The sequence below is a fragment of the Kitasatospora sp. NPDC093679 genome (assembly GCF_040683455.1).
Lineage (GTDB): Bacteria > Actinomycetota > Actinomycetes > Streptomycetales > Streptomycetaceae > Kitasatospora > Kitasatospora arboriphila.
Genome location: NZ_JBFBDW010000008.1, coordinates 188249 through 207234, shown reverse-complemented (window position 1 = coordinate 207234; position 18986 = coordinate 188249). Strand labels below are relative to the sequence as shown.

The window sequence follows — 18986 nt, the reverse complement described above, 5'->3', positions numbered from 1 at the left end:
CTGCAACAATCAATTGCACGGGTCTACCTCGTTCCAGTGTTGGGAGGTGGGCCCGAGGGCCGCCGCGCCTACCTTGGCCGGGAGCGCGGCGGCCCGACTCGGGCCATGGCCGCTCGTCGGATCGCGAGCGGCGGTGCCCCGATCCGCCGCAGAGGCGAGCTGGACCGGGGTCACAGATCAGAGGGTTGTGCGCGGGCTTCACCGGCTGCCGTTGCTTCGGCCAGCCGGTCCCGAGCCCGAAATCGGGTGCGCCGGTGTCACTGCTCCGGCGCCATCAGGCGGCGCATCCCGGGGGACATGGGTGTGCTGCGTGGCTCGCTGCCGCTGCGACATCACCCGGTCGCCACGGGGGCGGTCTGTCTCATCCCGCCACGTGCCTTGAGACCCTGCTGGTCCACTCGGCTCGCCATCCAGCCGTACGAATCGGCTTGGTCAGCGTGCCGTCCGTCCCCACACCCGCTCAAGCGGGTGGCATGCCACTGCGTAGGGGGAGAGCACGTATCGCGGTGGACATCCCCCGGTTCCTCAACCTAGGCGCCTTACCGCGACCGCCGCCCTCGCGTCGGTCTCGCACGATCACTCTTCAGTTCTCAAGCAACGAGCACGCTTCCTTCGGGCGGCTTTCACACCAGCCTCCGGGCGCATTTGCACAGGTCAGAGCAGCCCAAAGAAGGCCCCTCCTTGCCACTCCCGCATCTCTCGGCTGCGACACACTCAACATAGGCAACCTGCCTAGGCAGGTCAAGAGGGTTGGGTTTCTCGCGTGTGTTGGGCATCTGCCCTAGCATGGGTTCATGAGCCTCGACCCGGATGACTCCCGCCCGCCGTATCAGCAGGTCAGCAGCTCGTTGCGGGCCTCCATCCTCACGAAGAAGCCCGGCTTCGAAACGGGCGACAAGCTCCCGTCCGGGCCTGAACTCGCCAAGCATTTCGGCGTGGCCCGCGGGACGATCGACAAGGCTCTTGACCTACTCAGGACCGAGGGTCTGATCGTGACCCGACAGGGCAGCGGGTCCTTCGTCCGTGAGCGCACGTCGAGGCCGGTGGGTCTTCGGCCACACCTCGAAGCGGCCTTTGAGCAGAAGCAGGTGACGCTGGACTTCGCCGGCTTCTCCAGCGAGACGCTCCACAACGCTCTTCAGGAGCCGCTAGACAAGGTCCGTTCCGGCAGGCTCGCTCCGGAGTCCATCACCGTGCGGCTTCTCCTGCCGGATACCGCCGAGACCATGGCAGTGCCGGTGCTGGTCGACGGTCTCAAGGACGAACCGGCACTTCGGGAGCGCGCCCGAAACATCGCGCTCACCAATGCTGGTGGCATCGCCCACTCGGTCGAGGTGCTGGCAGAACTGGGCCTCGTGCAGGCCGCCACAGTTCAGGTGAAGGTGCATCGGGCGTCCAGCCTCTTCAAGCTGTACATCCTGAACCGGTCTGAGGCGTTCTTCGGGTTCTACCCGCTCCGCGAGCGGACGGTGGCGATCGACGGCAACGACCACACGTTCTACGACGTCACTGGCAAGGACACCACGCTGTTCCACCACGCTGCCGGACCAGATGACGCCTCGCTCGGATCACAATACGTCCAGCAGGCGCAGATGTGGTTCGACAGCGTGTGGTCCAGCATCGCGTACGAGCGTCAGCCGTGACCGGCGCTTCCCCGTCGCTTGCCGACGTGCTTCGCCCGGTGAAGCACGTTCTACTCGACTTCGACGGCCCAGTCTGCTCGGTTTTCGCTGGCCTGCCTGCGCCGAAAGTTGCGGATCGGCTCCGCCGGGCTTTGCTCGCTGCTGGTGGGCAAAGCCCGGTCGGAGGTGAGGCGGAAACTGACCCGCTCGCACTGCTCCGTTTGATTGCGGATGCACGTCCTGATCTGGCCGGGGCAGCCGATGGCGCGTTGACCGACCTGGAGATCGAGGCGGTGCGCGCTGGGCGGCCGAACCCCGGAGGTGAATCGGTTCTGCGAGCCTGCGCCAGCTCGGGCCGCTCTGTCTCGGTAGTCAGCAACAACGCGGGCGCAGCCATTGCGACGTACCTCTCCGCGCGTGGGCTCAGCGGATACGTGGCCGGCGTCTTCGGGCGAGCCCCTGGTGATCCATCGTCCATGAAGCCGAATCCGCGGCTTCTCCTAGAAGCGATGGATGCTGCCGCCAGCGAACCGGAAGAGTGCATCTTCATCGGCGATGCCGCCAGGGATGTGGAGGCAGGCGACGCGGCGGGGGTGGCAACCATCGGCTACGCAAACAAGCCTGGGAAGGATGTGAAGCTGGCTGCCGCGGGTGCGGTCGTCGTTGTGGGCTCTATGCAGCTCATCGCCGACGCTCTGGCCGGGTGAGCTCGGCCTCAGCGTTCCTGCACGCTCGGGGGAACCGTGGGGCATATCTCGCGCTCCGCTCGGAGGGGCGCAGCGTAGCGCAGCACGTCAACTTGAGCGACACTATGAAGGGAGCTTCTGAAATATGTGGCACGACGGCGGGGGTTGACCGTCAACCTTTGAACACTCGGACGCCAAACTTTCGGCGCAAATCCGAGGGGCGTGAGTAATGACCTATTTTGACTCACTCGAATGGGAAATAAACGGGGAAGGGATAGCGGGCCACGCTAAAGATTCCCTCCTTAGCGAGGCACGTCGTGGTGGAGGACTGCGCGGGGGAGATTCGCCGAAAATCGCCGTTCGACTCCTGGAGTTAATCGTCCACGACAATCAGCGGCTATTCGGAGAAGCCTCAATTCGAATCGATGCTCTGGTCATCCATGGCCAACGGGCAGGTGCCAGCTCAACCGACATTTACGCACCCAGAACCTTCCGTTTCGATCGGGTGAAGGATGGCGAGAGCCTGCCAATCGGGCAAGAGGGGCTTCTTATTTTCTTTGGAAAGCCTCGTTACTTCCTCGACCTTTTTATTACAGTTTCACGGGATCGAGAAGGATCATCCAGCCTCCACTCGATATTGGGAGACCTTGCACAGTCGGATGAGGGGATGTCTGCCTCTGGTCAACTGCTCGCGATGGCAAGTGGAGCGCCTGATGCAGACCTACTTGGCGAGTCGCTCAAAGCTGCGCTTCTGATCGGAGACGCCGCCCTAGCGAATCTGAAGAAGGAAACGAACGGGACGATCGGGCTTTATAGAAATTCCTGGCTTCGGGGGAAAGATGAATGGGGCATTGGCCAACACCCCGAGGTAGGTCTCCTCCGAGCCAAAGATATCTCATTCAGGTTTGAGATCATCAAGGAATGACGATGGGCAATCCAGATGATGGATCTCCCGAGCAATGGGATGTTCTTGAATTTCTATCGAAGGCTCCGATATTACGCCTGGCTCTCGATGAGCTAGACAGTGCCTTCTCCGATGAGGAGCGCCAAGCCCTCCTCCAGCTTGAAGCCCGGCTGACTGAGATGCAGGTACAGGTAGGCTTCATAAGCTATACGTTCCGCCAATTTGAAACAGGCGCGAGAGAACTTAGTCGAGAAGCTATTGACTCCGCCTTGGCGTCAATCATCAATACGGCCGCAATGAGACCCCCATTGGCCGCTGCATTTGGCCTTACGGCACGCCGCGCTGCAGAGGTGGGAAAGTCTGAACTCGCAGCTCAGCTATACGAGGAGGCAATGCGCGCGGATCCGTCAGATATAGAATTCCCATACAATATGGGGAACCATTTTATGCGCCTTGGGCGAATGGATGATGCGATCGCGTCTTACAACAAGGCCCTTGAGATTGACCCTACCTCTGCTTGGTCTCTCTATAATCGAGCACACTGCCATTACAGTTTGGGGCATATGGGCGATGCGATTGAAGACTTCATTAGGTCTGCATGTGCTGGATGCGACGTAGAGAATTTCCATTACGCGATCGCTCGGCGCATAATCCCCAAACTTGGATTTACGCAATTCTTCTTAGAAGTGGCCACCAATAAGAGACTAGATGATGAGCAACAACAGGGCTTCCTGCAGGCGTTGGTTCAAGCGCTTCACGGTTCAGATGGCTCCTGGTTCCTAGACACACTGACACTGGAGCAAAAGTCATCAATATCCGGCCCAGAGCTGATCGCAAAATCCCTCCTGGCCGACATTCTTAGAGAGAGTCCGCTGACGCATATGGCCGGCATGTGGAAGATGGATAGAATTCGGTCTAGGCGTACCTATATGTGGGCACCAGTGGATGTCTCAGATCTAGCGCCTTGGTATCAGCCGGAGGAGTTTACAAAGGAGGATTTTAGGCCCGATCGTGTTTCGCATCTGGAAGATTTGAAATACGTCATTGAGTTGGCCCAGAGGGGCGATTGGCGGGAGCTCTCCTGGTCTCCTCACTACATGTCGGGAGCCATTGCTATATCTGCCATTTACGGTGGACGCTCTGACTGGCCGAATCCCGTTCTCCGCCTCTCAGTTCCCGTAGACACAGCACATCAACCGCGTTCAGAGTCTGTAGCTGAAGTCGCAAGTTGGATTGCATCTCAGTCAGGTGAAAGCCGTGCCCACCTGACGGTACAGCAATGCGTTGGAGAATTTGCCGCCCACCACTTTCGAGCCTCGGCTTCCAGCTTGCTCGCTGAGGTTTCCCTCAGAGAGACACCGCTCGCAGATCGGCAGTGGACAAGATTGACGGTTGTGCCGAAAAGTGGAAATAATCTGCCGCCCCTTCAATGGGAGCTTACGCCGAAGGAGAAGGGCAGTCTCGCGGCTGTGAGGGAATCTGTTGGGTCAGAAATTGGGGCGCTTACATGGAGGAATGTCGAGCCCGTATTTCGCGAGTGGATCATTGCTGCCTATCTTCATGGCAACGCGGATGAGCACCTGGCCGCTACATCCCGCACGCGACAATTCAACGCCCTCCTCTCAACTGAGCGCTGGAGACTCTCTCCTAGGGACTGGCTAGACTGTCGCTCTAAGATCATCAAATCTTACGATGCCGAGATTCCTGTTACCGCCATTCGCGATTACCTAGGAAATGGCGCCCTGCTTGACTTCTATGTGCATGAAATTGTCGAAGACACCATCCTCCGACTAGCCGTCACACGCGAAGGCATTGAGGCGGGCGAGACTTATGTGAATTCGAGAGCCGGCGACCTCAGCCTTCTTTTGTCTTCCCAGGATCCGGACAATATTCCCATCGATGGCCTGAAGGGTCGCATTGAGAACCTATTGATCGGCGGAATAGAGGCCAGTGTTGCAAAATCTAAGCGCCTTGCCGTGGTGCCGTTCGGGTATCTGCGGAACATTCCTTTCCATGCGCTCAGCACCGTGCAGGACGCCATTTCAAATGGGACAGTCGAAAGCATTTCTTATCTGCCTAGCGCTTCGCTTGTGGAGGGATTTGGTGATCGCCATCCGGTGCGGGGTGGGTGTTTGTTTGTAGGGTTGGATGAATCTGACGATATCGATATCGAGGGGGAGTATGAAATTGTAAGAGGTACGTTTGACCGGGTGACGCGTCTAGTTGGCAAGGAGGCTACGGTTGCGCGCGTGCAGGATGCCCTTGGTGACCATGCTGTTGCTCACTTCGCCTGCCATGGTTACTTCGATCCACGCTCGCTATCGGGGTATCTAGATCTATTTGACGCCCCACTGTATCCCTGGCACATTCTGCTGCTTGGAGAGGTTCCTTCGACCGTCGTTATGAATGCATGCCTTGCTAGCGTCGCCGATAGGTTTGAGCCGACATCAGATACCACTTTTGGACTGCATCATGCCTTCCTAGCGGCGGGCTCAAGTCACGTCATTGGCGGCCTCTGGGAAGTAAATGAATGGTCCGCGCGTTCATTTTCTGATATCTTCTATGGGAAATTTACTTCCGGTGAATCTGCGGCTGCGTCGGTAGTGCACGCTCAGCGGGCGCTACGCAACCGGACTTCGGATCCTTTCCTTTGGGCTGTTCATTGCTTCTACGGGGATTGCCGGTAGTGACTTCCCCTGCGAGCTGTGACATTGGTCATCAAGGCGTGGATGATAGCTGCGGAGCAGTGCAGGCCGACTGCGCATTCCTAGCGCCGATCACAGCAGAGCCAAGTAGCGCCCTCTTGGTGGCTTCGCCTGTCTGCTCCTGGGCCAGCCGTGGGCTGGGTACGGAATCTAGGCGATGCGCAGCGGCTTAACGTCGTGGTCAGCCATCATCCGAGCTGTGGCCGCGCGTCCGTCCTTGAAAGGTGTTTCTCGCGGGCGGGGTGTGTCCAGTCGATCTTCAGGGCAGCGAAGTTGATCTTTTTGGTCGCGATGCGGGTGGTACCAGCTGGGACTTTCTGGATCTGCCTCTATGGCGTTGTCGAGCCGTGCAACTATGTTCTGTTTTTGGTGTCTTGACATTGGAGCGGGGTTGCTGTGCAGGTAGTGGTGCGCTGGTGTGTGGCGGTCATTGGTTCGGTTCTGGCGTTCTTCGTCGTGGCGGTGCCGTGGGCGGCACTGTCGAAGGGCGGTCACGATCCGTGGGATGTGATTGGTCCCGTCGCGGGTGTAGTCGCGGCTGGTGTTCTGGCTGGCCTGGGCTGGTGGGCAGCACAGGCCGGTGCCCCCGGCACGGGCAACGACACCACTCGGCGGGTACGGCAGTCGGGCAAGGGGCGTGGGAAGGTCACGCAGACCGCTGGTGATCGGGGCGCGGTCCCTGGGGCTCGTCGCCGGTTCCGCCGGGAGGATGTCCGGCAGAAGGCTCGCGGTGGCGGCGACATCGACCAGGTCGGCGGCGACCGTACCTAGAGGAGCTGTGCACAGTGAATGGACTCCCGGGGCAGCGTCGTACGCGGCAGGGTGCTCAGGCTGGAAGAGATATTGTGCAGGTCGCCGGTGATGCGATCTTCCCGACGCCGCCAGCGGGCGGTGTCGAAGTCACCTGGCCGGTGTGGGTGGGCACGATCCCGAAGCTCGCCGCAGCATTCCAGCCGCGTTCCGAGGTCCGAAAAGACATTGCCCGGGCCCGTGGTGAGGGGAGCGGGGTGGTGCTCTCGCAGGTGCTGGCGGGCGACGGAGGAGTGGGCAAGAGCCAGCTCGCGGCCGCGCTGGCCCGTGAACTGCGGGATCAAGGCAGGTCGACAGAGGATGGTCTGGACCTGCTGGTGTGGGCCAATGCGAGCGGGCCTGACCAGATCATCACGGCCTACGCCGATGCCGCCGAGCGGCTGGAACTTCCGGGAGGCGACTCGGAAGATCTTGCCGTGGCGGCGCGCGCGTTTCTGGCGTGGCTGCCCACCACTGAGCGGCGCTGGTTGGTCGTTCTGGACGACATCACGGATCCGGAAGCCGTCGACGCGTGGTGGCCCGACGGGAGTCGGCGCAACGGCTGGGTCCTTGCCACCACCAGGCGCCGCGATGCCCTTCTTAGCGGACAGGGGCGCAAGCTGGTGAACCTGGACCTGTACACCAAGGAGGAGGCCAGCGCCTACCTTCTTCGGCGCCTTACCGATGCCGGCTACCCGCACCTGTACGACCCCGACGATGCCGGTCGGCTCGCCGAGGCGCTCGGTCGTCTGCCGCTGGCGCTCGGTCACGCAGCGGCCTACATGATCAACAAGCGGTGCGGCATTGCCGACTATCTGGCCCTCTTCCGCGATACTCGCAACAAGCTGCACGAACTCTTCCCGCCGAATGCCGACACGGAGGGCTACGGACGCCCCGTCACCACCGCCCTACTGATCTCCCTCGACGCGGTCCAGGCGGCCGATACCACCCACCTGGCCCGCCCCCTGCTGGAACTCATGTCCCTGATGGACCCCACCGGCCACCCCACCAGCCTGTGGACCACACCACCGGTGAAACAACGGCTTCGCGCCTCGCGCCCCAGCCGCCGGCGTTGGCTGCGCAAGCGCTCCTTGCCGCCCGTCACCGATCAGGACATCAGCACCGCACTGGGCCACCTGCGCACCTACGCGCTCGTCGCACAGGACACGGCCCAGGCGCCGGTTCGCATGCATGCCCTCACGGCTCGGGCCGTGAGGGAAACGGTCCCTGTCGACGTCCTTCCGGTGATCTCCCGGGTCGCAGCGGACGCGATAGTGAGCCTCTGGCCCGATCTCGACCACCACGGTCGGGACCTGGCCGCGTCGCTACGTGCCAACACCATCTTCCTCGACCGCTACACCCGGCCATGTCTCTGGAAGCCTGATGTGCACTATTGCATTTATCAGGTCAGCAGCAGCCTCACCGCCGCCGGCCTCTTCGAGCAAGCCCTTGCGTATGACCGAGGAATCGTCGAGCAGAGCCTCCGAATCCATGGCCCTGACCACCCGAACACCCTCACCGCCCGCAACAACCTGGCCGTCTCTTACGCCGATGCTGGGCGGGTGCAGGAGGGGCTCGACCTATGTGAGCGGGTCCTGGTTGACCGGGAGCGTCTGCTGGGGCCGGACCACCCGGACACCCTCTCCGCCCGCAACAATCTGGCCGGCTCCTACGCCGATGCCGGGCGGGTGCAGGAGGCGCTCGACCTGCGTGAGCGGGTGCTGGCCGACCGGGAGCGTCTGCTGGGGCCGGACCACCCGCACACCCTCGCCGCCCGCAGCAATCTGGCCGTCTCCTACTCCGATGCTGGGCGGGTGCAGGAGGCGCTCGACCTATGTGAGCGGGTCCTGGCCGATCGGGAGCGTCTGCTGGGGCCGGACCACCCGGACACCCTCTCCGCCCGCAACAATCTGGCCGCCTCCTACTCCGATGTCGGGCGGACGCAGGAGGCGCTCGACCTACGTGAGCGGGTGCTGGCCGACCGGGAGCGTGTGCTGGGGCCGGACCACCCGGACACCCTTATCGCCCGCAACAACCTGGCCGTCTCCTATGGGGTTTCCGGGCGGACGCAGGAGGCTCTTGACCTGTTTGAGCGGGTGCTGGCCGACCGGGAGCGTCTGCTGGGGCCGGACCACCCGAGCACCCTCACCGCCCGCAGCAACCTGGCCGCCTCCTACTCCGATGCCGGGCGGACGCAGGAGGCGCTCGACCTGCGTGAGCGGGTGCTGGCCGACCGGGAGCGTCTGCTGGGGCCGGACCACCCGAGCACCCTCACCGCCCGCAGCAACCTGGCCGTCTCTTACGCCGATGCTGGGCGGGTGCAGGAGGCGCTCGACCTGCGTGAGCGGGTGCTGGCCGACCGGGAGCGTCTGCTGGGGCCGGACCACCCGGACACCCTCTCCGCCTGCAGCAATCTGGCCGCCTCCTACGCCGATGCCGGGCGGACGCAGGAGGCGCTTGACCTGTGTGAGCGGGTGCTGGCCGACCGGGAGCGTCTGCTGGGGCCGGACCACCCGGACATCCTTACCGCCCGCAACAACCTGGCTGAGATTCGGGCCGTACAGCACGCCGAGATCCCGGATGAATCCTCGGACAGCCAAAGCTGATCCCTCGGCTGTGGAGCAGGCGTGGAACGCCACGCGTGCAAGGGCGGCCCCACGGCGATGTCTTGCCTGCTGAAAGCACGCAGCATTACCTGCGTCCAGGCGCTCTTGAAAACTGTCGTGGCCTCTGGTCACCGTGGGTTCAAATCCCACACCCTCCGCGTGTGAGGTACGGAGTACCTGCTCGGGGCGGGTACCGGCTGCGGCCGGTACCCGCCCCGAGTGCTTCCGCCCGTCAGGGCTTGATCGTCCAGGCCTGGTTCCAGTCGCCGGTGCAGGTCCAGACGCCGAGCGCCTTGTCGTCCTCGTCGTAGGTGAGGCAGTCGTCGGCCGTGACCCGGATCTGGTACTTGCCGTCGCCGAGGGAGTAGAGCTGCCACTTCTGGGCGGCGGAGCCCGCCCAGGGCCGGGCCTCGGCCAGGTAGCTCTTGGTGTTCTCGGTCAGGGCGAGGCCGGTGACGGCGTTGGTGATCCTGTAGCGGCCGCTGCTGTCCTGGCTGAAGACCCAGCCGGTGGACTTGGCCGCGGTGCTGGTGGCCGCGGTGACGGGGGTGCCGGTCGCGGAGGGAGTGCGGCCGTTCTTGACGGTGGCGTGCAGGGTGCCGGTCAGCTTGGCGGCGGTCACCGCGCCGCCCGGGTTCGCGGGGACGCCGGGAACCGCGGGGACACCCGGATTCGCCGGGACGCCGGGGGTCGCCGGTACACCGGTGGTGTCCCCGGGCACTCCGGGGACGGTGCCGGGTGCACCGGGCACCGTGCCGGGCGCACCGGGAACGGTGCCGGGCGCGCCGGTCTGCCCACCGACCGGAGGCCGGCCCGGCATCGGGGTGCCGCCGTTGGGTGCGCCGGCCACGGCCCGCCCCGGGAAGTGGATGACCCGGTTGCCGTTGACTCCGTTGTCCGCGTCGTAGCCGAGGAAGCACCAGTTCATGAAGCCGCCGTCACCGTAGTTGGTGAAGGTCCCCTCGCCGGAGAAGACCCAGATCCGGAAGTCGTCGTAGCCGAGCGGTCCGCCCTCGGGGTCGCGGTGCTTCAGCCGGAACTTGGTGTCCACCAGCACCCCGTCCAGCTGCGCCTTGTACGGGTTGCTGAACCAGGGGATGTCGTAGGCGTCCGTGCCGTCGTACTTGAAGACCATGATGTTGTAGCCCGGCGCGACGGCGGCCAGCTTGGCCACGGTGTCCTGGGTGAACCGGGCGTTCTCCACCTTCGCCTGGTCGGCCGCGTTGGCGATCAGCCTGATGGTGTCCATGACGGCACCGATCAGAGCCGTCCGGCAGTCGCCGCCGCCGCCCGGGTTTTCCTGTCCGGGGCACTCGGTGGCGGCCGCGGCCGGGAGCGGGGTGGCGAGCGTCGCCGCCCCGGCCCCGGCCAGGAGGCTGGTGGCCAGCAGGGTGGCGGCGGCGGCCTTCTTCAGGCGGGTGTACGTCTCCAGGTCGGCAAATGCGATGCTCATGACAGATCTGCTCCAGGGGCTGTGGACGGGAGTGTGCGGGCGGGAGTGTGCGGGCGGTGGCCCGCCGTTCAGCGCGAGCGGGGTGCGGGGCGGTCGGCGGCGGACAGCCGCAGGACGAGGGGGCGCAGCTCCGGGCGGTCGTCGAGGCGGTAGCCCCAGCCGTGCGGCAGCAGCAGGGACTGCCCCGCGCGCAGCCGCAGCCGAGTGGCCGGGCGCCGCCCGGCGGCGGCCGGCGGGAGCAGCGCGACATCACCGGCCGCGCGGACCTGCAGGAGCAGGACGTCACTGTCGGTGTCCTGTCCCGGGTCTGCGGACCGCCCCGCGACGGCGGTGGGTACGGGCTGCGGGGCGCGGCCGAGCACCGGCCCCAGCAGCGGGGCCAGCGCGGCCGCCAGGGTGTCCGCCTCCTCGTCCGAGGGTGGACCGGAACCGTCGGCTGAATCGCGCTCGGTCCACAACAGTGCCGGTCCCCGGCCCAGTTGGGCCCGGACGAAGGCGGCCAGCTCGGTCAGCCGGTCGCCGGGAGCCCGCTCGCTCTCCGGTTCCTGTCCCCAGTGCACGATCGTCGCCCCCGTTCCGACTGCTTCCCTTCGGTGGGCACGATCCTGCCGAGGAGCATCGGTGACGGAAAGTCACGACTGCCCGGTACCGGGGCGGTGGTACCGGGATCACGTGACACGGCGGGGGTCGGGTCAGTCCTCCTCGAGCAGGCCTGCGCGGGCAGCGGCGTACCCGGCCTGGAAGCGGCTCTCGGCGCCCAACTGCTCCATGATGTCCGCGATGTGGCGGCGGGCCGTCCGCAGCGAGAGGCCCACCCGGCGGGCGATCGTCTCGTCCTTGAGCCCGGCCGCGAGCATCCGCAGGATCGTGCGGTCGATCTCCTGCGCGACCTGCTCCAGCCCCTCCTCGGCCGCCGAGACGAACGGGCGGGCCTGCGCCCAGGCCTGCTCGAAGATCTCGCACAGGTAGGCGACCAGGGACTCCTGGCGTACCATCACCGCTCCCCAGGACCCGTCGCACAGCGGCACGAAGGCCAGTTCGCGGTCGAAGACGATCAGGCGGCCGAAGAGCTCGTGCGCGGTGCGGTACTCGCCGCCCAGCCCGGCGGCGGCCTCCACGTAGGCCTGGCTGGGGCCGTTGAACCGGGCGGTGTGGTGGTACAGCGTGCGCATCCGTACGCCCCGGGAGAGCAGTGCGTGGTCACGCCGGAGCGCGTCCTGCATGGCCTCGGGCTGACGGGAGCCGCCGCCCGGCTGGCTGGCCAGCACCTCGGAGCGGCACTCGGCCGAGGCCTGCTCCAGCGCGGCACGCACCTCGGCGAGGGTGGTGACGACGTGGACGCCGTCGCCGCCCTCCTGCGGCCGGGGGACGCTCAGGTAGTACGGCAGGAAACCGGCCAGCCGGGCCCGGTTGTGTGCCAGCTCCTCCTGCCGGCGGGCGATCTCGGCCTCGATCGGGCCCGCCAGGGAGTTGACGGCGGCCTCCGGACCGACGGCGTGGCCCCGGGTCGGGTCCTGCGGGTCGGGGTGGACGAGCCGTAAGGCGGCGAGGCGGGCCAGGGCCGGGGCCGCGGCGAGCGGGTCGAGCCCCTGCCGGGCCAGGTGGCCGGCGAGGGCGGCGGGGTCGAGCAGGCCGTGCTCCAGTACCCAGGCGTAGGCGGCGGCCTCGATCGGGTCGGGCCCGTCCAGGGTCGACTGCGCCGACGAGATGTCCATTCTGTCCCCCGGTCAGCTTGTTGCCACCGCACTTGCTGAGGTGGCCGGACGATGGCGACACGGGCCGCTCGCTGGACATGCTAGGCACGCATCCCGCCGACCCGTCCTGGAGGACCGCCTTGAAGCGCACGCTCGCCCTCGCCGCCCTGCTCGCCGCCACCCTCGCCGGTGCCGCGCCCGCGCTCGCGGCGGCCACTGCGGGGCCCGCCGGGTCGGCCGCGGTCCGCGTCACGGCAGGGGGCGGCGGCACCGTCGACCTGGCCGGGGACACCTCCTGGGGCGGTTCCTGCCGGCACAACCCGACCTGCAAGCCCCTCCTCTGACCGCCCGCGTCGACCACCAGGAGCCCGCCGTGATCCCCACCGCCCCCGCCCCCGCCCCCGCCCGCGCCGCGTTCAGCCGTCGGGAGTTGGAGGTCCTCGAACTGCTCGTCGAGGGCGCGAGCTACGCCGCCATCGCCCGCCGTCTGGAACTCAGCCCGCATACCGTGGACACCTACCTGCGCCGCATCCGTGCCAAGACCGGTGCCACCAACCAGATCCAGCTCACCCTGCTCGCCTGCCGCGTCCACGGCCTCCCGACCGCCGCCTGACGGCGGCTCACGCCGACCGCCGACACAGGCCGCCCTTGCAAGGACGGATCGGCTGGGGGCGGGTACCGGTTGCGGCCGGCACCCGCCCGCTGCGTTCTGCGACCCGGAGACCCGGCGACCCGGCGACCCGGCGGACCCCCGGGCGGCCCCCGTTCGGGTCGTCCGCGTTGCCCGGGGCGGGGCAGGGCCGTCGGATGGAGGTGTGCCGTGCCCGTACCCGGTGCCGCGGAGCGCGCCGGGCCGACGACAGGAACCGCTGCCATGTACGTCCGCACCCTCTACGCCACCGGCGACCCCGCCCGGATCGACGAGGCGCTCGACGCGCTCCGCGCCGAGGCCGTCGGCCTGCTCACCGACCGTCCCGGCTACCGCGGCTACGGCCTCTTCGCCGACCGGACGGTCGGAAAGATCGCCATGGGGTCCTGGTGGGAGAGCGAGCAGGCCCAGCAGGACAGCGACGAGGCGCTGAAGGCCCGCCGGGCCGCCCTGCTGGCGCCGTTCGCGGGCACGGTCACCGTCGACGTGTGGGAGGCCGCCGCCTTCAGCCCGCCGGCCCCGGCCGCGCCCGGGGCGGGCTTCCGGATGATCCGCTCGGACATCGACCCGGCCCGGATCGACGACCTGGTCGAGCGGTTCCGCGCCACGCTGCTGCCCGAGATGGGCCAGATCGACGGCTTCGTCTCCGGCACCCTGCTGGTGAACCGCGCGGAGGGCCGGGCCTCGGTCGGCACGATCTTCCGCGACCGCGCCGCGCTGGAGGCCTCGCGCGCCCCGCAGGCCGCCCTGCGGGCCCGGCACGTCCCGGCGGCCGGGGTGACCGTCCGCAGCCTGGAGGAGTTCGAGGTGGTCCTGCTGGACCGGCCGGCCGACCACGGCTGAGCCCGCCCGCTCCACCGCACCGACACCCCTGACCGACCGTCAGGGGTGTCGATCGGTGTTCGCGCACCGTCCTTGCCGCGCCCGCCCGACGGGGGCAGAGTGCAGAGCGGACGGACGTGCGAGAAGCGGAGGCTGCCGTGGGTGATCTGGTCGACCGGCTGGTGTCGGGGCTCCCGGAGGCGGCGGTCGCCGTCGATCCGGACGTGGTCGCCTCGTACGCCCACGACATGGCCGGGTTCTGCGAGGCCGGGTCGCCGGCCGTGGTGGTCTTCCCGGAGACCGTCGAGCAGGTCCGGCATGTGCTCCGCACGGCCACCGAGCTGCGGGTGCCGGTGGTGCCGCAGGGCGCCCGGACCGGGCTGTCCGGCGGGGCGAACGCCGTGGACGGCTGCATCGTGCTGTCGATGGTCAAGATGAACCGGATCCTGGAGATCGACCCGGTCAACCGGCTCGCCGTCGTCGAGCCGGGCGTGGTGAACGCCGAACTCTCGCGGGCCGCCGCCGGCCACGGCCTCGCCTACCCGCCGGACCCGTCCAGCTGGGAGTCCTGCACCATCGGCGGCAACATCGGCACCGGCGCGGGCGGCCTCTGCTGCGTGAAGTACGGCGTCACCGCCGAGTACGTGCTCGGCCTCGACGTGGTGCTGGCGGACGGCCGGCTGCTGAGCACCGGCCGCCGGACGGCCAAGGGCGTCGCCGGGTACGACCTGACCCGGCTGCTGGTCGGCTCCGAGGGCACCCTCGGCGTGGTGGTGCGGGCGGTGGTCGCCCTGCGGCCCGCCCCGGCCCCGCAGCTCGCCCTGGCGGCGGAGTTCCCCAGCACCGAGTCGGCGAGCGCCGCCGTGTGCGCGGTGATGGCGGAGGGCCACGTGCCCTCGCTGATGGAGCTGATGGACGCGACGACCGTCCGCGCGGTCAACGCGATGGCCCGGATGGGACTGCCGGAGTCGACCCGGGCGCTGCTGCTGGTCGCCTTCGACGGCCCGGCCAAGGAGGCCGAGCTGGCCGAGGTGGCCCGGCTGTGCCGGGAGGCCGGCGCGAGCGAGGTCGTCCCGGCCGAGGACCAGGCCGAGTCGGACATGCTGCTGGAGGCCCGCCGGCTCTCGCTGCCCGCGATGGAGCGGCTCGGCACCACGATGATCGACGACGTGGCGGTGCCGCGCTCCCGGCTGGGCGAGATGCTCGACGGCGTCGCCGCGATCGCCGAGCGCCACCGGCTGACCATCGGCGTGGTCAGCCACGCCGGGGACGGCAACACCCATCCGGTGGTCATCTTCGACTCCGCCGATCCGGACGAGACCGCCCGCGCCCGGGCCTCCTTCGACGAGATCATGGCGCTCGGGCTGGACCTCGGCGGCACGGTCACCGGCGAGCACGGCATCGGCCTGCTCAAGCGGGAGTGGCTGGCCCGCGAGCTCGGTCCGGTCGGGCTGGAGCTCCAGCGGCAGATCAAGGCGGTCTTCGACCCGCTCGGCATCCTCAACCCCGGCAAGGCCCTCTGAGGACCTCGCCCGGCAGGGGCGTGCGGATGCTCCCGCGCGCCCGAGGCGGACACGGTGGGCGTGCGGCGAGCTGAGGACAGCCGGCTCGACATCACGCTAAAGGGCGAAAAGGGTACGTCGAGCTATGCCTTTGTCGACTTGTTGCGGGAGTCTTCTCTCCGGCGGGCCCCGCCGACGAACCCGGCCACGGAGGACATGCATGGGGAGCTTCACTGCGCCGCACCGGATCTGCGCACCGGGGGCCGCCGCGGACTGAGCCGGTCCTCCCGGACGGCCGAGCAGCACGGCCGCACCACCCGCAGGCGGGGGCGCCGAGCGGTGGAGCGGCCCGCGGCGCCCGGGAGGACACCGGACACCAGGGCACGGAAAGGGTCTCCGAAGCCCGACGGGCGGGCGGTGCCGAACCACGGCACCGCCCGCCCGTCCTGCGTTCCGCCCGTCCTCCGGGCGGGTGGGCCGCCGCCGGCGCCGTGCGGTCGGCGGCGCACCGTCAGCGGCGTGCCGTCAGGGTGGCCCCCACGCTGGCCGCGACCACGCAGCCGATGCCGGCCAGCTGCACCCCGCCGAGCAGCTGCCCCAGCACGACCAGCCCGACCAGGGCGCTGACCGCCGGGTCCAGGCTCACCAGCACGCTGAACACCCGCTGCGGCATCCGCCGCAGGGCGGTCATCTCCAGCGCGTACGGCACTACCGGGAAGAGCAGCGCCACCCCGCCGACCGCGAGCAGCAGCAGGGCGGGCGAGGGCGCGGCGGAGAGCCCGTGCCAGGCCGGGGCCGCGCCGAAGGGGGCGACGGCCAGCGCGGCGACCGTGAAGGAGACGGCCAGCCCCTCGAAGCCCCTGAACACCGCACCCACCTTGTCGGTGAACAGGATGTACCCGGCGTAGCAGGCGGCCGCACCGAAGGCGTAGCCGAGGCCGACCGGGTCGAGGGCCGCGCCGCCGGAGCCCTCGCCGAGCAGGGTGAGCAGCACCACGCCGCCGGCCGCGAGCAGCGCCCACAGCAGGTGGCTCGCCCGGCGGGACAGCGTGATGGCGACGGCGAGCGGGCCGAGGAACTCGATGGTCGAGGCGGTGCCCATCGGCAGCCGGTCGGTGGCGCCGGCGAACAGCAGGGTCATCCCGGCGGACGCCAGCCCGAGCAGGACGGCCGAGACCAGGTCGCGCCGGCTGCGGCCGCGCAGCCGCGGCCGGGTGACGGCGAGCAGGACCACCGCGGCCACGGTCAGTCGCAGGAAGGTGGCCCCGCCGACGCCCAGCACGCCGAACAGCGACTTGGAGGAGGCGATGCCGAGCTGGCAGGTGACCATGGCCGCCACACACAGCAGCGGCGCCGGGATCGATCCCAGGCGCCGCTGCGGGGTGGTGGTCCGTTCGGGACGGCCGGCCGGTGGCCGGTGCCGTTCGGTACGGGGGGTGCCCGTCCCCCCGTCCGGGGGTGCAGCGGCGGCGGGACCGCGTCGTCGCCAACCACCGCGCTCGCCGGCGGGCTCGCCCTTGGGGGAGGGCGGCATGGCGAAGGCGTCGGCGACGGCGTCGCCGGTGGGAGCCGTGCGGAGCGGCTCGAAGGTGTTGGCAGCGGACATGCCGCCGAGTCTGACGTAAGGACTCACCTGGCCGCAAACCCGTTACCACTATGCGGGACGGGCCCACCGGTCGGGTGAATCGGCGGTCGGGCGGCGCGCGCCTGACCCCGGAGTCCGACGATCCGTCAGTACGACTGTGGCGTGCGCTCCTTGGGAACCGCCGCGCTGGCCGCGGCCACCTCCGTCCTGCTGCTCGGCACCGCCGGCGTCCCCGCGGCCTCGGCCGCGCCCGTCCCGGCAGCCTCCGCCGCGCCGCTCCCGGCCGCGCCGCGGCTGACCCGCACCGTGCTGGCCGACCCGGCCGCCGGTCCCGCCGCCGGCGGCCGGCTGCCCGCCGGCGAGCTCTACCAGGGCCCCGGCTTCGACGCCTGCACCGCACCGCCGCTCCCCACCATGCAGACCTGGTGGGACGACTCCCCGTACGGCGCGGTCGGCATCTACGTGAGCGGCTCCCAGCGCGGCTGCACCCAGTCCCTGCTGACCGCCGACTGGGTGGCGCAGTCCCGGGAGATGGGCTGGCACTTCATCCCCACCCACGTCGGCCTGCAGGCGCCGTGCAGCACCAACGGCAGCAAGCCCCGGCACATCGACCCCGCGAGGGCGGTGGCCCAGGGGCAGCAGGAGGCGGCCGAGGCCGTCGCGGCGATGCGCGCCCTGGGCTTCGGCGACGGCAGCCCGGTCTACCTCGACATCGAGGCGTACCCGCGCGGCGACAGCCGCTGCAGCCAGGCCGTGACCGACTTCGCCGTCGGCTGGACGCAGGCCCTGCACGCCGCCGGCCACCTCGCCGGCTTCTACTCCAGCGCCGAGTCCGGCATCGCCGACCTCGCCGCCGCGGCGCGGGCCGGCAGCTCCCCGCTGCCGGACGCCGTCTGGTACGCCCGCTGGGACGACCACGCCAACACCACCGACGGCGCGGGCGCCCTCAACCCCGAGCTGTGGACCGACCACGGCCGGATCCACCAGCACCGCGGCAACGTCCAGGAGTCCTACGGCGGCAACGCCCTCACCGTCGACCGCGACGAACTCGACTCGCTCGTCGGCTGAGGGCGCCGTCCCGCCCGGCTCAGCCCCGGTACGGCGGGGTGATCCCCCAGTCCCAGTGCGGCACCGGGGCCTCGGGCAGCGGCGGCGGGTTCGGCCCGGAGTAGAGCACCGCCATCCGGGTGCCCCACTCCAGGTAGTGCGCCAGCACCGCGCGGAACTCCGGGTCGTCCGGCAGCCCCACCTCGTCCGCGGTGTCGGCGAGCAGCGCGATCCACCGGCGGCGCTGCTCCTCGGTGATGCCCCGGCCGAGGTGCCGGGAGGCCATGTGCCGGTGCCCGCCGTACTCCGAGGTGTACCGCGGCGGGCCGCCGAACACCTCGCCGAGCCAGGCCGCGACGTGCTGCGCGTGGGCCGGGTCCTTCCCGGCGAAGACCGGCGCGAGCAGCTCGTCCTCGTCCACCCGCTCGTAGAAGCGGGTGAACAGCCGCTCCAGCGCGGGCGCCCCGCCCGCCCAGGCGTAGAGCGTCGGCGTCGATCCGCCGCGCCCGGCCACCGGCGTGGCCTCCTCCACCGACAGCCCGGCCGGCTCCGCGTACGGCGCGAGCGCCGCCACCAGGGCTCCGCCCTCCGGGCTCTCCCAGAACTCGCGGCGCCCCTCCTCGGAGGTCCAGCGGATCCGCAGCCCGTACCCGTCCGGGTCGCCGGCCGAGCGCTCCAGCGCGTAGTCGACGCACCCCCCGGCGCCGCCCAGGCCCGCCACCGCCCCGCGGCAGGCGGTTTCGAACGCGGCGCGGTGCTGCGGCCCGGCGAGCCGGTACCGGATGTACTCGACGGTCATGGGACGACTGAAGCGCGGGCCGCCGGCGGGGGCAACCGCGCCGTCGCCCGGCCGGCCCCGAAGACGCTGGTCTCAACTCCGCCACGGATGCTGACACCGGGCCCCGGCCGGAGAAAGAATCGG

15 protein-coding genes are annotated in these 18986 nt (G+C 68.8%); 10 read left to right on the top strand and 5 right to left on the bottom strand.

Annotated features, from left to right (window positions below; translation table 11 throughout):
• Window positions 1–794: 794 nt before the first annotated feature.
• The 5 genes from AB0O09_RS10110 (at window position 795) to AB0O09_RS10090 (ending at window position 9312) form a co-directional block, all read left to right on the top strand.
• On the top strand, window positions 795–1643 hold the full coding sequence (locus AB0O09_RS10110; protein ID WP_363541055.1) for a GntR family transcriptional regulator: 849 nt from the start codon (window positions 795–797) through the stop codon (window positions 1641–1643).
• Complete coding sequence (locus tag AB0O09_RS10105) at window positions 1640–2329, top strand: HAD-IA family hydrolase (RefSeq protein ID WP_363541054.1); 690 nt, start codon at window positions 1640–1642, stop codon at window positions 2327–2329. Before AB0O09_RS10110 ends, AB0O09_RS10105 begins: the two co-directional genes overlap by 4 nt.
• Before the next feature lie 208 nt (window positions 2330–2537).
• Window positions 2538–3233, top strand: coding sequence for a hypothetical protein (locus AB0O09_RS10100; protein ID WP_363541053.1), 696 nt, complete (start codon window positions 2538–2540; stop codon window positions 3231–3233).
• Window positions 3230–5899 carry a CHAT domain-containing protein gene (locus tag AB0O09_RS10095; protein WP_363541052.1) on the top strand — a complete coding sequence of 890 codons (2670 nt, stop codon included), beginning with the start codon at window positions 3230–3232 and terminating at the stop codon, window positions 5897–5899. The genes AB0O09_RS10100 and AB0O09_RS10095 overlap by 4 nt, the downstream gene beginning before the upstream one ends.
• An 863-nt stretch (window positions 5900–6762) precedes the next feature.
• Window positions 6763–9312: a tetratricopeptide repeat protein gene (locus AB0O09_RS10090; protein WP_363541050.1), complete on the top strand. Its 2550-nt coding sequence runs from the start codon at window positions 6763–6765 to the stop codon at window positions 9310–9312.
• Window positions 9313–9544: 232 nt separating this feature from the next.
• Here the strand turns inward: AB0O09_RS10090 and AB0O09_RS10085 are convergent, their stop codons facing one another.
• The 3 genes from AB0O09_RS10085 to AB0O09_RS10075 form a co-directional block, all read right to left on the bottom strand.
• Window positions 9545–10765 (bottom strand): RICIN domain-containing protein, encoded by a 1221-nt coding sequence (locus tag AB0O09_RS10085; protein ID WP_363541049.1) that lies wholly within the window; start codon window positions 10763–10765, stop codon window positions 9545–9547.
• 68 nt (window positions 10766–10833) lie between these two features.
• The gene (locus AB0O09_RS10080; protein WP_363541048.1) at window positions 10834–11325 is read right to left on the bottom strand and encodes a hypothetical protein; all 492 of its coding nucleotides are present in this window, start codon (window positions 11323–11325) and stop codon (window positions 10834–10836) included.
• A gap of 132 nt (window positions 11326–11457) precedes the next feature.
• Entirely contained in the window at window positions 11458–12480 is a 1023-nt protein-coding gene (locus tag AB0O09_RS10075) for a helix-turn-helix transcriptional regulator (protein ID WP_363541047.1), read from the bottom strand.
• 119 nt (window positions 12481–12599) lie between these two features.
• Between AB0O09_RS10075 and AB0O09_RS10070 the strand changes: the two genes are divergently transcribed.
• The 4 genes from AB0O09_RS10070 (at window position 12600) to AB0O09_RS10055 (ending at window position 15453) form a co-directional block, all read left to right on the top strand.
• On the top strand, window positions 12600–12803 hold the full coding sequence (locus AB0O09_RS10070; protein ID WP_363541046.1) for a hypothetical protein: 204 nt from the start codon (window positions 12600–12602) through the stop codon (window positions 12801–12803).
• Between the two features lie 29 nt (window positions 12804–12832).
• On the top strand, window positions 12833–13072 hold the full coding sequence (locus AB0O09_RS10065; RefSeq protein ID WP_363541045.1) for a LuxR C-terminal-related transcriptional regulator: 240 nt from the start codon (window positions 12833–12835) through the stop codon (window positions 13070–13072).
• Between the two features lie 261 nt (window positions 13073–13333).
• Window positions 13334–13951 (top strand): antibiotic biosynthesis monooxygenase, encoded by a 618-nt coding sequence (locus tag AB0O09_RS10060; RefSeq protein WP_363541044.1) that lies wholly within the window; start codon window positions 13334–13336, stop codon window positions 13949–13951.
• 137 nt (window positions 13952–14088) lie between these two features.
• Window positions 14089–15453, top strand: coding sequence for an FAD-linked oxidase C-terminal domain-containing protein (locus tag AB0O09_RS10055; RefSeq protein ID WP_363541043.1), 1365 nt, complete (start codon window positions 14089–14091; stop codon window positions 15451–15453).
• Window positions 15454–15943: 490 nt separating this feature from the next.
• Here the strand turns inward: AB0O09_RS10055 and AB0O09_RS10050 are convergent, their stop codons facing one another.
• The gene (locus AB0O09_RS10050) at window positions 15944–17038 is read right to left on the bottom strand and encodes an EamA family transporter (RefSeq protein ID WP_363541042.1); all 1095 of its coding nucleotides are present in this window, start codon (window positions 17036–17038) and stop codon (window positions 15944–15946) included.
• Between the two features lie 141 nt (window positions 17039–17179).
• On the opposite strand from AB0O09_RS10050, the gene AB0O09_RS10045 reads away from it, so the two are divergent.
• Window positions 17180–18085 (top strand): DUF1906 domain-containing protein, encoded by a 906-nt coding sequence (locus AB0O09_RS10045; RefSeq protein ID WP_363541041.1) that lies wholly within the window; start codon window positions 17180–17182, stop codon window positions 18083–18085.
• A 19-nt stretch (window positions 18086–18104) separates the two neighbouring features.
• Here the strand turns inward: AB0O09_RS10045 and AB0O09_RS10040 are convergent, their stop codons facing one another.
• Window positions 18105–18863 (bottom strand): group II truncated hemoglobin, encoded by a 759-nt coding sequence (locus AB0O09_RS10040; RefSeq protein ID WP_363541040.1) that lies wholly within the window; start codon window positions 18861–18863, stop codon window positions 18105–18107.
• Window positions 18864–18986: the final 123 nt, after the last annotated feature.